Source organism: Sphingomonas sp. NFX23 (genome assembly GCF_049887795.1).
Lineage (GTDB): Bacteria > Pseudomonadota > Alphaproteobacteria > Sphingomonadales > Sphingomonadaceae > Sphingomonas.
The window spans coordinates 354866-369311 of record NZ_JAGEKH010000003.1 but is presented as its reverse complement, the minus strand read 5'-3'; the positions used below and the strand labels follow the sequence as shown (position 1 = coordinate 369311).

At 65.3% G+C, this 14446-nt stretch carries 9 protein-coding genes; 1 reads left to right on the top strand and 8 read right to left on the bottom strand.

From position 1 onward, the window contains the following. Position 1: 1 nt before the first annotated feature. From J4O76_RS09350 to J4O76_RS09315, 8 genes are all read right to left on the bottom strand, one after another. On the bottom strand, positions 2–1114 hold the full coding sequence (locus tag J4O76_RS09350; protein ID WP_426281465.1) for a glycoside hydrolase family 88/105 protein: 1113 nt from the start codon (positions 1112–1114) through the stop codon (positions 2–4). Beyond that, complete coding sequence (locus J4O76_RS09345; RefSeq protein ID WP_426281463.1) at positions 1115–2347, bottom strand: glycosyl hydrolase 53 family protein; 1233 nt, start codon at positions 2345–2347, stop codon at positions 1115–1117. It abuts the gene before it with no gap. Then, positions 2344–5367 (bottom strand): glycoside hydrolase family 35 protein, encoded by a 3024-nt coding sequence (locus tag J4O76_RS09340; protein ID WP_426281462.1) that lies wholly within the window; start codon positions 5365–5367, stop codon positions 2344–2346. The genes J4O76_RS09345 and J4O76_RS09340 overlap by 4 nt, the downstream gene beginning before the upstream one ends. Next, complete coding sequence (locus tag J4O76_RS09335; protein ID WP_426281460.1) at positions 5360–5674, bottom strand: L-rhamnose mutarotase; 315 nt, start codon at positions 5672–5674, stop codon at positions 5360–5362. Before J4O76_RS09335 ends, J4O76_RS09340 begins: the two co-directional genes overlap by 8 nt. Positions 5675–5747: 73 nt before the next feature. After that, positions 5748–7268 (bottom strand): rhamnogalacturonidase, encoded by a 1521-nt coding sequence (locus tag J4O76_RS09330; RefSeq protein WP_426281458.1) that lies wholly within the window; start codon positions 7266–7268, stop codon positions 5748–5750. Between the two features lie 14 nt (positions 7269–7282). Then, complete coding sequence (locus J4O76_RS09325; RefSeq protein ID WP_426281844.1) at positions 7283–8047, bottom strand: SDR family NAD(P)-dependent oxidoreductase; 765 nt, start codon at positions 8045–8047, stop codon at positions 7283–7285. A 10-nt stretch (positions 8048–8057) separates the two neighbouring features. Beyond that, complete coding sequence (locus tag J4O76_RS09320; RefSeq protein ID WP_056064869.1) at positions 8058–8861, bottom strand: IclR family transcriptional regulator; 804 nt, start codon at positions 8859–8861, stop codon at positions 8058–8060. Between the two features lie 134 nt (positions 8862–8995). Further along, the gene (locus J4O76_RS09315) at positions 8996–12184 is read right to left on the bottom strand and encodes a TonB-dependent receptor (RefSeq protein WP_426281456.1); all 3189 of its coding nucleotides are present in this window, start codon (positions 12182–12184) and stop codon (positions 8996–8998) included. A gap of 324 nt (positions 12185–12508) precedes the next feature. Here J4O76_RS09315 and J4O76_RS09310 point away from each other — a divergent pair, with 324 nt between their 5' ends. Then, positions 12509–14440 (top strand): rhamnogalacturonan lyase, encoded by a 1932-nt coding sequence (locus tag J4O76_RS09310; protein ID WP_426281455.1) that lies wholly within the window; start codon positions 12509–12511, stop codon positions 14438–14440. The last annotated feature ends 6 nt before the right edge of the window (positions 14441–14446 follow it).

Genomic DNA, 14446 nt, shown 5'->3' with positions numbered 1-14446 from the left:
GTCAGATATAGGTCCGCAGGAACTCGGCGAGCGCGACCATCGCGAGGCTCTGGCCGTAAGGCATCGAGGTGAGCGCGATGTCCTTGTAGAATTGCTGCGTGTCGCCCATCGCTGTGCCGAAGCTGACCTGCTTCAGTTCACCGGCCTCGTCGATATTGGCGAGCACGCCCTGCACGGCCTTGATCCCGACCACCTCGTAATGGCGCGGCAGATAGCCCTTCCGGACGCCCTTCAGGATGCCGTAGGCGAAGCCCGCGGTCGCCGACGCCTCGAGATAGCTGGTCGGGTCCATCACCAGCGTGTGCCATAGGCCGCTCTCGTCCTGCGTCTCGGCGAGCGTCTTCACCTGCGCTGCGAGCGTATCGATCAGGAAGGTGCGGAACGCGTCGCCCACCGGCAGGTCGAGGATCTCGATGATCTCCGGGATCGCGATCGTCACCCAGCAATTGCCGCGGGCCCAAAGCGCCTCCGCAAAGTTATGCCGTCCGTTAAAGTCCCAGCCGTGGAACCAGAGCCCGGTCTTCTTGTCGAACAGGTATTTGATATGGACGAGGAACTGCCGCTTCGCCTCCTCGACATAGTGCGGGCGGTTCAGCAGCAGGCCGATCTTGGCAAGCGGCAACACCGACATCATCAGCGTGTCGTCCCACATCTCGCCCGGGTTCTCGTCATTGTAGACGATGTGCTGGAACCCGCCCTCCTCGGTCTTGGGCAGCCCGTCCGGCGCCATCAGCCACTCGGCCCAGGTGTCGAGATAGGGGATGTAGCGCGGGTCGGGTTCGCGCTCGTAGAGATAGGCGAGCGTGATGAACGGCGCGACGGTGTTGATGTTCTTGGTCGGCGTGCCCTCGGCGAAACGATCCTCGAACCACTGCTTGATGATCGCCAGCGCGCCCGCGTCGCCGGTCTGCTCGTAATAGCGCCACATCCCGAACAGGCCGACGCCGTGCGTCCATTCCCAGCCGGCCCAGCCCTTGGTGTCGATGATCCGGCCGTCTTCGAGGCGCAGCAGGAACTCGCCGGTCTCGTCTTTGATGTTGACGAGGTTGTCCATCAGCTTGGCGATCGCAGCGGTCACGTCCGCGCGCGGCACATTATGGGTGAGGGCAGCCACTTATAGTCTCCTGTTGGGACGCGCAGGGCCGAGCCCATAGTCGCGCGCCATCGTCCGATAGAGGGTGAGAAATTCGGGGTCCGCGTCGTAGCGGCCGCCATGACCGGTCGATGGCGTCGTGCCGTTCGGTGGCGTCGGTGCGGTTGGTGTCGTCACGGCGCCGGGTGCTTCGGCGGCGTTGATCCCCTGCGAGAGGAGGTCGGGCTTTGGCCCTTCGCCGGCGGGCGTGCCTTCATGCGTGAAGATCGCTTCCTGGTGCCGCGTCGGCTCCCAGATGAAGCTGCCCCAGCCGTGCGGCTGCGCGTGGACGAGGTCGTTCACGTACCGTTTGCGCGACGAATATTCGAGCGCGAGAAAGCCGTGATCGGGATAGGCCTGGGCGAACTCGGTAAAGGTTCGCGCCCAGTCGCCCTGCGCCTGTTGCTGGTAGCAGGAGAAGCCGGTGGCATCGAATTTGACGCCGCGCTGGAGCAGATTGTCCATCCAGTAGCGGACGATCGGCCAATGCCGCCCGAGATGATTGTGCACCGCCACCCGTGCCTCGGGCGTCGCTTCGCGCGCGCCGGCAATCCCGGCCTTCAACAGCAGCGCAAACCGGTCGTACCCGCCGGCGCCGGGCACGTTCATGTGCACCGCATCGGTCTGCGGATTGCCGGTCGGAATCGTCAGCGGCACGCGTCCGTCGGGCCAGAGCATGCCGAAGGTCGTCTCGTTGCCGATCACGACGAGGTCGGGGGCGGCGCCCGCCCGCTTCATTGCCGACAGCGCGTCGACGGTATGGCGGTGGACCGCCTCGACCAGTTGGGGGAACGTGAGCGCAGCCCAGGCGGCGGGCTTGTCCTGATGCTGCGGATCGGCCCAGGTGTCCGAATAATGCAGCGTCAGCGACAGGTGGAAACCGGCGGCCTTGATCCGCTTGGCGAACGCGATCGTGCGCGGCAGGTCGCACCACGGCCCGCCCGGCTTGCCACTCGAATACCCCTTCGCAGGATCGACGAAAAGCCGCAGCTTGATCGCGTTGAATCCCGCATCGCGCAGGATTGCGAGCGGGTCCTTGGCGACGCCGTTCTCAAAATACGTTGCCCCGGCGAACTCGTCCTCCGGGATCCACGAGACGTCCGCGCCGATCAGATACGGCCACGGCCTCGCAACGTTCGCGACCTTTGCGGCTGGTGCGATGCCGGCGAGACAGGCCGCCCCAGCGCCCGCGCCAAATGTTCTGCGCGTGATCATTTGGCGGCGCCCAGCCGGTCGGGTGCCGCGACCATCCGCACCGGCACGCCGCCCTTGACGTTGCGCATCGTCACCACGCGGACCTGCTCGATCGCATCGCCGGGCGCGCCGTCGGACGTGACTGCGAGCGCGACGGTGTTCGCCCCGTGGTGGTTGAGGATGCCCTCGGGAATCGGGAACACGCGCTGCGGTCCGACATGCGCGATAAATTGGCCCATGTTCCAGCCGTTGACGAACAGCAGCGCACGGTAGCGGGCGACCGAGCGCGGCGTCGTCGTGTCGCCGAATGCGAGGGCGATCGTCGTGTCCTGGCCCTTCGGCACGGCGAGATCGAAGTGCGTACGATACCAGGTCGTGCCGGGCGTCGCCGTGGTGGCGGGGATCGTCGCTGCGGCCCAGGCCTTGTCGTCGAAGCCGGGCAGGTGCCAGCCGACCCGTTCGCCATATTGGCCGCCGTTGTTGGCGGGGCCGCGCGCCGGATCGGGGAGGTCCTCGCCGCCGAGCTTGCCCTGGATCTTCCACGCGATCGGTACGCCGAAGCTGCGTCCGCCCGGCGCTTCGATCGATGCGGAAATCAGCCCGCGCGCTTCCTTGTGATAATCGTCGGAATCAAGGTCCCAGTTATGCCCGTTGTTGCGCACCATCACGCTGACGACGTGCTCGCCGCCCGACTGTGCGGAGGCGGGCAGGTCGAACCGTGCGAGCCCGGTCGTGATCGGCCGCGGCAGTCCGCTCGGCAGCTCATTCTGGCCGAGGAACTGACCATCGACCCAGACCTGCACCATGCCGGAGCCGCCCGCGCCGTAAAACAGCGCGATCTGCTTCGCATCGGGCGTGCCGGTGAAGCGGCCGCGATACCAGACGTCGCCGTCGTGGAAACCGTAGGAGTCCATCGTCAGGTTCGGTTGGCCGTCGGGTTTGGCGGTCGTCGTCGCGCTGCCGCGTCCGTCGATTGCCTGCCAGCTGCTGTCGTCGAAGCCGCTCGTGACTTCGGGCGAACCCTGGGCCTCCCGCCATCCGGTCAATGCTGGGAGCACGACGGGCGCTGCACCGGGCAATGCCGTCGTCGCGTTTCGGCTACCGATCGCGGTCGTCTTCGTCGCAACCGCCGTCCCGTTCCACCGCACCAACCGTAGCGCGGCAGGAGCCCAGATTTCGAGCGGAGTCGTGTCGGCAGTATCGCCGGTCAGCGCCAGCGTGCCGCCGGTCGCCTTGGTCGAGCGCAGCAACGCGGGCCCACGCACGAGCACCGCGTCGCTGCCCCGCCAATAGCGTACCGCCTCGGCCTCGTCGGCCAGGATCAGCGTGAGGGCAGGGCGCCCGCCGCCGGTAATTCGCACTACCGCGCGCCCGGCATGCGTATAATCGAGCCGGAGATCGCCCTTCGCTGCGTCGAACGCGGTGGTGGCGGTGCCTTCGAGCAGTGTCACGGTCGGCGCGGACGCATAGCGCAGCACCGTCTCGCCGGTCTCACCCGCGCGACCGTACAGCAGCATCATGTCGCCGCGATCGATCGTCAGCGCGGTCTGCAGTTCGGACGTCGAATAGACCAGCCGCTGCCCGCCGACATTCACGCTCGCGACCAGCCATTTCGCGTCGAACCCGTTCAGCCGCATGGGTTCGGCCTGCGGGAAGGTGTAGCGCCCGTCGGGCAGGTCTGCGGTGATCGTGAAGCGGTCGTCGGTCTGGCCGTTGGACGGCTTGTGGGTCACCATCAGGAAGCGCGCATCGCTTTCCGGACTGCGGTTGTGATACGCCTGCACGTTCGGCGACGACACCTGTACCGGCGCGGCGGGGACCATGCCCGCCAGGTCAGGCACCGCGGCGATCAGCCCGCCGAGCTGTTTCATCTCCTCGGCCTTGCTCCGCACCTCGCGCGCTTCGGAGATCGCCGCGCCGTAATCGTAGCTCGTGAACACGACGGGGGCAGGGAGCCAGCCCCAGCTCGTCCCACCATAGCCCATGTAGAAGCTCTGGATGTCGATCCCGTTGGCGAGATTTGTGCCGTAGAACACGCGCTGGAACCGCTTGCCGCGCTGCACCGCGTTGCATTCGTAGCCGCCGTTCGAGCCCCAGTAATCGAACCAGCCGCCACCGAACTCGGCGAGGAAAGCCGGCGTGTCGGGCGAAGCGGACGCGCCGCCCTTCGCGCCACCGGGACCGTAGAACCCCCAGTCGGGTGCCGCCACGCCGCGCGTCGGCTTGCCCGCGACGGTGCAGGTGCCACCCGGATAACCGTCGAACGCGTAGAGATTGCCCGGTCCCTTGACGACGTTCGCGACGGTCGAGGTCTCGGGTACCCAGTATCCGTTGCGGCCCTGATCGTTGTGGAACAGCGGCACGGTGATGCCGTCGGCGCGGGCCTTGGCATAGAGATGGTCCATGTAGCGGCGTTGTGCAGGCGTGGTCAGCGCCAGTTCGTTCTCGATCTGGTGGAAGATGACGCTGCCGCTATGGCCCTTGCCGTCGCCGTTGATCTGGTGCCGCGCGATGATTGCGTTGACGTGGGTGAGCCACTCGTCGACCGCGGCGAGATACGCCGGATCGTCGGTCCTCGCGCGGGCCTTCTGGTTGACCAGCCAGCCCGGAAACCCACCGCGCGACAGCTCGGCATTCACGTACGGCCCGGCGCGGGTGATGACGTAGAGCCCCTCCTCCTGCGCCATCGCCAGCACGCGCTCGACGTTGCGGATGCCGGTGAAGTCGTACACGCCCTGTTTGGGGCTGTGATAGCCCCAGTCGAAATACAGCGCGACGGTGTTGAAGCCGCTCGCCTTCATCTTCTGCAGGATGTCGCGCCACAGATCGGGGCTGGGCAGGCGAAACGGGTGAAATTCGCTCGACCAGATCACCTGACGCTTGCCATCGATCATCAGCGACCGTGCATCGTACGACACGCGGCCGAATGTCTTGACCGGCGCGGCGAGGTTCTGCGTCGGGCGTGCGACCTGCGCCGTCGCGACGACCGGCGTCAGCGCGGTGGCGAGCGCCAGCGCGATCAGGCGCGTGCGATCAATCATGATGGAAGATCAGCGGGAGCGACCATTCCTTCGGGCGGTTGTTATCCTCAACCTCCATCAGCGGCGCCATGTGATCCCACCAGCGTTTCATCACCGGGTGATCGGGGAGGGCATCGCGGGTGTTCGGTTCGGCGAGATGCAGAACGGCGAACAGCGCCAGCGTCGTCTCGTCGAGGAAGATCGAATAATCATGGATGCCGCTTTCGGTCAGCAAGGCGGACAGTTCGGGCCAGATTTCGTCGTGGCGCTTGCGGTATTCGTCGACCACGCAAGGCTTCAGCTGCATCCTGAACGCATGGATCGACATCGCACCCTCCCAATCCACTATGTGGTATTGCTATGTACGATTTGGTAAAGGCGTTCCGGGCTCAGGTCAAACGCTAACCGCGCCAGAGTTGGGTCCGTGTCACCGAAAGTCCGGTCGCGTCCTCGACAACGAAGGGAGGGCGGGCGTCGGGCGTGGTCGTCGCGAGGTCGAGGCGGTCGATTACAAGGCCCTTCGCATGCCGGACCCACAAGCCCCAGGCGGGCAGTATGCCGAACATGCTCGGCTCCGGATAGGCACCCGCGAGGTCTTCAGGCCTGCGTGCGGCATCTTCGGGCGTGCCGCCGCCGCGATAGGACAGATGGAGGCGGGATAGCGAGATGTCCTCGACCGGATGGCCGGGGAGCCCGGCGATCGCCGCGGCGAAGCGGTCATCGATCCCCGTCGCGTCGATGTCGCTTAACGTCACCCGCCGGATCGCGCCTACCTGCGTTCCGGCTGGACCGCGGCGTCGGTCACCGATCCGCAGGAACAGCGGCGCGGTCGTCACGTCGCGCATCGTGATGCGGCGCGCGACGACGTCCTCCATGACGCCGCCATCGACGGTCTCAAGTGCGAGCCCCCGGCAATGCGTAAAGCTGCAATTCTCGATCAGGATGCGCCGGTATCCGCCGTTGCTCTCGGTCCCAAGCTTGATCCGCCCCGTCACGCGGTCGCGGTCGGGCGCGAGCAGTTGCGTCGTCCGCCGCGTGCCATCGAGCATGGTCCCGAGGTCGTAACCCGAAACCGCGCAATGCCGAACGGTCACGTCCTCCGAAGCGATCGCGCGGCCGAGCGCGAAACTGCTCTTGATGACGATCGCGTCGTCGTTGGGCGTGTTGACGCGGCACCGCTCGACGATCGTACGCTGGACGCAATCGAGGTCGATTCCGTCGCGGTCGGTATCGATCGTCAGGTCGTGGATCTGCAGGTCGCGCGTGCCCGTCGCGAGGATCGCGAAATGCCCGCATTTGAGCATCGAGAAACCGGACAGGCGGATATTGCGCCCGTTCCGGAACGCGATCGCCTTGTTGCCGAGACCGTTCATGCGTTGCGCATCGGGTTCGAGCCGGGCGATCTCAGCCGCGGTCATTTGGCGCATCGACAGCGGCCGCTCGCCCGTCTGTGCCTTCCACCGCGCACCGGGACCGTCGCGTGTCAGCCCGATCCCGTGGATCAGGCCGGGGCCGACAATCGCGACGTTCTCGACATCCTCGCCCCAGAACAGGCTGTTGCGCCAATGGCTGTGGCCGAAGTCCTGGTACAGTTGCTCGCCGCGGTCTTCGGGCAGGTCGTAGTGCCCGGCATAGCGCGCCGGATCGGCCGCCTCGATTACCGCGCCCCTGGCAAGCTGGATCGTCACATGGCTCAGCAGCCGGATCGAGAAACACAGGTACCGTCCCGCGGGGATCAGCACCGTCCCGCCGCCTTGCCGCGCGGCGGCAACGATCGCCGCATTGATCGCGGCGCTATCGATCGCGCTCCCATCGCCGCGCGCGCCGAGTTTGCGCACGTCGTTCACCATCGCGGCATGCGCAGGGAAGGGAAGCAGCGCCGCGCCGATCCCCAACCCGACGTCGCGGCGCGTCAGGGACAAGGCCCCAGAGCCGCTTATTGCAGGTTCACGTACATGCCGCCGTCGACCAGCAGCGAGGCTCCGGTGACGTATTGCGCGAGATCGGACGCGAGGAACACGGTCGGTCCGACCAGATCGTCCGGCTTGCCCAACCGCCCAAGCGGAATGCGCTTTTCCATGTACGACCGCTTGCCCTCGTCGGCGAGATCGTCCTTGTTGATGTCCGTCAGGATCGTCCCCGGGAACAGCGAGTTGCAGCGGATGCCGTGCTTGCCGAGCGCGATCGCGACCGACTGCATCAGCGAATGCAGGCCAGCCTTGGTCGGCGTGTAGTGCGTCTGATACTCGCCGCCGACCAGCGCCGAGATCGACGACATCGCGATGATCGACCCGCCGTCGCCCTGCTCGACCATCTGGTTGGCCGCGGCCTGGACCATGTAATACGCGCCATGCAGGTTGACGCGCATGGTCCGCTCGAACGTCTCGACCGGCATGTCGAGGAACGCGTGGAACGGGCAGATCCCGGCGTTGTTGACGAACACGTCGACTCGCCCGAGCGCCGCTACGGCCTTGTCGATGAAGTCGCGCGCGGTATCCGGATCGGCGACGTCGCCCTGGATCGCGAGGGCTTTCCGCCCGAGCGCCTCGATCTCGGCCACGGCGCTCTCGGCACCCGCCACGTCACGCGCGAAATTCAGCGCGACGTCGGCGCCGTGTCGCGCACAACCGATAGCCACCGCGCGGCCGATTCCTGCCGATGCGCCGGTCACCAGCACGGTCTTGCCTTCGAGCAACATTATTTTCTCCCAGTTAGTCGGTTGGCGGCTCGAAGCCGAGTTCGCGGCTGATCGCGCCCGCGGTGCCGCGAACCTCGTCGGTCAGCGTCGTCATGCGGTCGTCGCTCATATACTGTGCAGCGCTCGACACGCTGATCGCGCCGACGATCTTGCCCGCGGCATCGCGGATCGGCGCGGCAACGCAGCGGATCTGATCCTCGTTCTCCTCCAGATCGAACGCGCGCCCGCAGGTCGCATAGCCTTGCATCCGCTCGCGCCACACTTTCGCATCGGCCCTGGGCGCACCCGCCGCCTGGTCCGCGTCGAAGCGCTCCTGCCAATATTTGGGGGGGGAATCGATCATCAGCGCCTTGCCAAGCCCGGTCGAACTGAGCGGCTGGCGATCGCCCACCCGGCTCGAAATCGTGATCCGCCGCCGCCCCGGCACCTTGTCGAGATACAGCGCGAAATCACCGTCGAACACGCCAAGATGCACGGTGTCCTCGGTCGACGCGGCAAGCTCTTCCAGATAGGGCCGGGCGACCTGCACCAGATCGGCCTGCGCCTGCGCAAGCGTGCCGAGCAGCAACAGCTTGGGTCCGAGCCGGTATCCGGAGCGCGGCGTGAACGCGAGATACCCGCGATCGACCAGCGCGCTCAGCAACCGGTGTGTCGTGCTCTTGGTCAGGTCGAGCTTCACCGCGAGTTCGCTCAGCGTCAGTACCTCGTGGCTGACCGCCTCGATCAGGTCGAGCCCGCGCATGAGGGTCTGGCTGCCGGCACCGACGCCGTTTCCGGCCGACTCCGACTTGTCGATGTTCGTCGTGGAAGTGTTCATGCCCACTCCATAAGACGGCCTCCTACATGCTGGCAATCGGCGAATCTTGAGTCGATTCCGGCCGCGCTACACGATTGGAAAACCGAGAAAAAATGGCCGACCGTCTTGTGCCGGTCGGCCGAGGAGGGAGCGCTCTAGAATTTCAGCTGAAGACCGGCGAAGAACCGCTGGCCCGCGTAATAATATTCCACCGGCCGCGCCTTGTCGATGTAGCTCGCCGACGACTCCTTGTTGATGTTCTGGATCTCCATGAACAACTGGGTGTGCTGCTCGGGGAACCGGAACGTCACCTTCGCATCGAAATAGCCTTCGCCGCGACGATAGATCGGGCTGTTGTCGAAGTTGACGTCGGACACGACCGCCAGCCAGTTCGACCGGTAATTGTAGTTGACGCGGATGTTGAGCCAATCCTTGTCGTAGAAGATGCTCGCATTCGCGGTCCATTTCGATAGGCCGGGATAGTCGTTGAGCGGTTGACCGGTGGCGACGTTGGTCAGGTTGGTCCGGATGGCGCGCGCATAGGTGAAGTTGCCGCTGGCCCCGAGACCATCGAACGGTGCGGGGAGGAACGTGAAGGCGGTTTGTACGCTCCCTTCGATCCCGTCCAGCAACGCGCCGAAGCCGTTGACCGGCTGGCGGACCGTGAACAGCGAGCCGTCCTGGAAGAGATCGACATCGCCGCGCGTCACGTTCGAGATGACGAAGCTCTTCTCGTATTTCTTGAAATAGCCAATGCTGACCGCGGTGTCCTTGTTCGGGAACCAGCCGAGGTTCACTTCCCATTGATCGGCGCGATACGGCACGAGATCGGGATTGCCCGCGGTGCAGGCGTCCTGCAGCCCGGTGATGTCGGTCGAGTCATCGAGACAATTGACGTTGGGGACCAGATCGGTCGGCTTGGGACGGGCGAGATTGCGAGCCCAGTTGGCGCGGAAGGTCAGGTTCGGCGTGATTTCCAGCGCGCCGTTGAACGCGGGAAGCCAGTCGGTGTAGCTGTTCTTCAACGACAGCGAGTTTGCCGCAAGCGTGACCGTTTCGATCACTGCGGGAATACCGGGCACGCCCGTGCCGGGACGGATCCGCGTCTGGCGGCTGATGTTGGTGCCGGTGCCCTTGTCGGTCGTCTTGATATAGCGAACGCCGGCATTGCCGCTGAACCGCATGCCGAGGACGTCCTGTTCGAAATTACCCTTCAGATATGCTGCGGCGACGGTTTCCTTGATGAAAACGGTCGGGATCTGCGACTGGCCATCGGCGTTGCGGACCAGATCCTGATCGAAGCCCGACAGGTCGTAGATCTGGCCCAGTCGGTCGAAATTGATCGTCGGTACCGACAGTTGCGACGGCAGGCCGGCCGGCGCACCCTTGAGCCCGGTGAACAGGCCCGCGCCCGGCAAGCCACCGGTATTGGCCGCGATGAACTGTGCGTACTGGGCCTGCGTCATGTAATATGTGTTCGCGGCGCGCACGGCCGGCGGCGTATCGGTGACGACGGTGGTGTACGAAACGTTGGCGCTCGTTTGATACACGGCAGGGACGGCCGCGGCGCCGGTTGACGGATTCGCCGAAACCGCTGGCGTCAGCAGGCGCGAGCCGCCGCCGTTGTAGTTCTCATACTCCTGCCAGCGGAACTGCCCGCCATATTCGATGCTCGTGAGGAACGGCAGGTTGGTGTTCCAGTCCGCATCGAGCTTGAGCTGGTCTTCCTTGTTGTTCTTGTCCTCCGGGCGGTACTGGACGGTCGGTCCAGCCTGCCGTCCGGGCGCGTTGATCGTGCCGGGGCGGACATAGGCCCCGGTCGAATTCGGGTCGAAGTTCTCGGGGAACACGAACACCGGAATGCCGAGGTCGTTGCGGCGGTCGACGGTGATCCCGCCGATGCCGGTCGAATAGGCGAGTAGGTTGGTATTGTTGACGGTTCGGCCCGTCGAATGCGACGCGAGTGCCTTGATCTTGAGATCGTCGAACGTCCAATCGAACCCGGTCAGGTAATACCGGGTGCGCTGGTCATAGGTGAAATCGCGACGCTGGACGCCCAGAATGTTGCTGGCGCCGTTCCAGACCGGTGCAGCGGCGGTGCCGACGTTGACCGAATTGAGCGCGGTCAGCGCGCTGGTGACGACGTGGTTCTCGCTGGTCGACGTGCCCGCGGTGATCTGCGGACGCGACGTGGCGCCGTTCAGGCCGACCGGCAGCGCAGCGTCGTAGTTGAAGCGCTCGAAACGGCCGAGATCGAGCGAGTAGTTGACGTCGTTGAACTGCTGCTTGCGGTTGGTGATGATCGCTTCGGCAAATGCGCGGAAGTTCGGCGCGAATTCATACTGGACCTGGAGATCGGCGGACAGGCGCTGGTCGTCGATCCGGCGCTGGCGCAGGCGCGGCACGGTCGGGACCCAGTCGAAGAACTGCGTCTCGCAAGCCAGCCGGCGCGTCGTCGCCGCTGCCGCATTCGCTCCGCCGACGCCTGCGCAACTGCCATAGGTGTTGAAATTGGCATAAGCGGGGTTGGCGACGGTCTTCTCGTCCGAGCGATCGAAATCCGCGATCCGCTTCCAGTTGGTGTTGCTGATATAGTCCTGGCGAAGCTGTTTCTTCTCGTAGTTGACGGTGCCCAGAATGCCGAGGCCATCGAGCAGGAAATGGGGTGTCCCGAAGATGCCGGTGAGGCGGGGACGCCATTTCTGTGCGGTGTCGAGATGCTGGGCGGAGGCCACTGCGCTGAGAAGTGGCTTTGCCAGTTCGAGTGGGCGGCGCGTCTCGACGCTGACCGTGCCGCCGAGACCGCCTTCGGTCAGGTCGGCACTATAGCCCTTGTAGACGTCGATCGACTTGACGAGTTCGGTCGCGAGATCGCGCAGATCGCCCGAGCGGCTGCCATCGGCGCTGGCCTGGGTGACGCCGTTGATCTCGATGCGGTTGAGATCGGGTTCGACGCCGCGGATCGACACCTTGGTGCCTTCGCCGAAGTCGCGGTCGAGCTGCACGCCGGTGACGCGGGCCAGCGAGTCACCGAGGTTCTTGTCGGGAAAGCTTGCGATGTCGTCGGCGACGATCGAGTCGACCACGGTGCCGGCCTTGCGCTTGCGGGCGATCGCCGATTGCAGCGACGCGCGCGTGCCGACGACGAGGATGTCTTCAGAGGTTGCGCCGTCCGGCAGGGTCGCGTCGGGCGCGGGCTTCTGTGCGGGTTGCGCAACGTCTGTGGCGGGCGTCGTGGGTGCGGTAGTCTGGGCGGTAGCGGCGGTCGCCGAGCCCAGCATCAGCGCCATTGCAGATGTCGTGATCGCCAGATTGCGCACCGAACAAGTGTGAAGTGTCATCATATTTCCCCCGAAAGACGTTCCGGGCGGCAACGCATGCGGTAGCCGGCCCATCGTGAAGTCACCGTGCTAGGTGGCTGGGCTAGCCAGCTGGGCGCGTCGACAAGGCACGGACGCGACAGGCCTTGCGGCATGTTGCGCGATCGATTTCTGTGCTGGGTCCAGTCATCATCATCCCCTCGTCTCGGCGCGGTCGTTACCGTCGCCAACGCCGGTACCATGACCGACGAAAAACCATATTGTGAAGCTCTGTCCCGTTTATTAGTTTGCCATTTCCTGAAGGGCAATCATAATAATTGGGATAAGTGCGATAATTGGCACGCCGCGATGGAGATGATGATGACTATAGGCAGCCGCGCGTTTCTGGCGCTCATGGTCGGCGTTGCGATGCCCGCGCTGGCGGCATCGCCGTCCCGCGCGGTAGAGCGGCTGGATCGCGGCGTCGTCGCGACGCCCGCGAAGGACGGCGGCTGGCTCGTCAGCTGGCGGCTGTTGCGGGACGATCCGTCCGCGACCCGCTTCGACGTCTATCGCGACGGCCGCAAGATCACGCCGCAGCCGGTCACCGACGCGACGTCGTTCGTTGATCGCCAGGGCAATGATCGCGCCCGCTATACCATTCGTGCCCTCGTCGGCAGCAAGGCGGGGGCGCCGAGTGCCCGCGCGCTGATGGCACCGAACGGATATCTCTCGATCCCGCTCGTGCCCCCGCCCGGCGGGACGACGCCCGATGGCGACGCGTTCACTTATATCGCCAACGATGCCAGCGTCGGCGATCTCGATGGCGACGGGCGTTACGAACTGATCCTGAAATGGGATCCGACCAACAGCCACGACAACAGCCAGGCGGGCTACACCGGCAACGTCTTTGTCGACGCCTATACGCTCGACGGCAAGCGGCTCTGGCGGATCGACCTCGGCCGCAACATCCGCGCGGGTGCGCATTACACGCAGTTCCAGGTTGCCGACTACGATGGCGATGGCCGCGCCGAAATCGCGATGAAGACTGCGGACGGTACCGTCGATGGCACCGGAGTCACGATCGGCGACACCAAGGCGGACTGGCGCAGTCGCGACGGCGAAGTTCCGCAACCAGATAAGACCGGCGCGAAGGTGCTCGCGGATGGCACCAAGGTTGCGCCGCTTGTCGGCCGCATCCTGAAGGGCCCGGAATATCTGACGGTGTTCGATGGCCGCTCCGGCAAGGCGCTCGCTACCGCGGCCTATGATCCACCTCGCTATCCCGGCGGTAATCCAAGCTTCGACCAGATGCGCGAGACTTGGGGCGATGGCTATGCCAACCGCTCCGACCGGTTCCTGGCCGGGACAGCGTATCTGGACGGGCAGCACCCCAGCATGATCTTCGGCCGCGGCTATTATGCGCGCACCGCGATCGCCGCCTGGGATTATCGCGGCGGCAAGCTGACCAAGCGCTGGCTGTTCGACAGCGCGGCGCCGGGTAACGCCGACTATGCCGACCGCGGCAACCACCAGCTGAGCATCGCCGATGTCGACGGCGATGGCCGCGACGAGGTAATCTTTGGCTCGATGGCGGTCGACGACGACGGCAAGGGATTGTGGACCGTGCCGCTGTTCCACGGCGATGCGATGCATGTCGCCGATCTCGACCCGTTGCGTCCGGGTCTCGAGAAATGGGGTGTGCATGAGCAGGTAAAGACCAATGGCGGGATCGGCTCGGCACTGCTCGACGCGCGCACCGGCGCGGTCCTGTGGACCAAGCCTGCCGATACCGACACGGGCCGCGGGCTCGCCGCGGATATCGACCCACGTCATGTCGGGGCCGAGCTATGGGGCTCGAACAGCCGCGACCTGTTCGACGTGAAGGGCAATGCGATCGGACCGGCGCCGCGCCAGACCAACTTCGCGCTCTATTGGGACGGCGACCTGCTCCAGGAACTGCTCGACGGCACGACGATCAGCAAATGGAACTGGAAGACGGGCACCGCCTCGCCATTGCTGCATCCGGAGGGCGTCGCCTCGAACAACGGCACCAAATCCAACCCTGCGCTACAGGCGGACATTCTCGGCGACTGGCGCGAGGAGGTCGTTTGGCGCTCGGCCGACAACCGCGAACTGCGCATCTACGTGACACCGTACTCGGCCAGGCACCGCCTCGTCACGCTGATGCAGGACCCGGTCTACCGCGCGGGCGTCGCGTGGCAGAACACCGCCTATGACCAGCCGCCGCATCTCGGCTATTTTCCGGGCAGCCTCACGCCGTCGGACGAGGGCGACTGAGGCGCC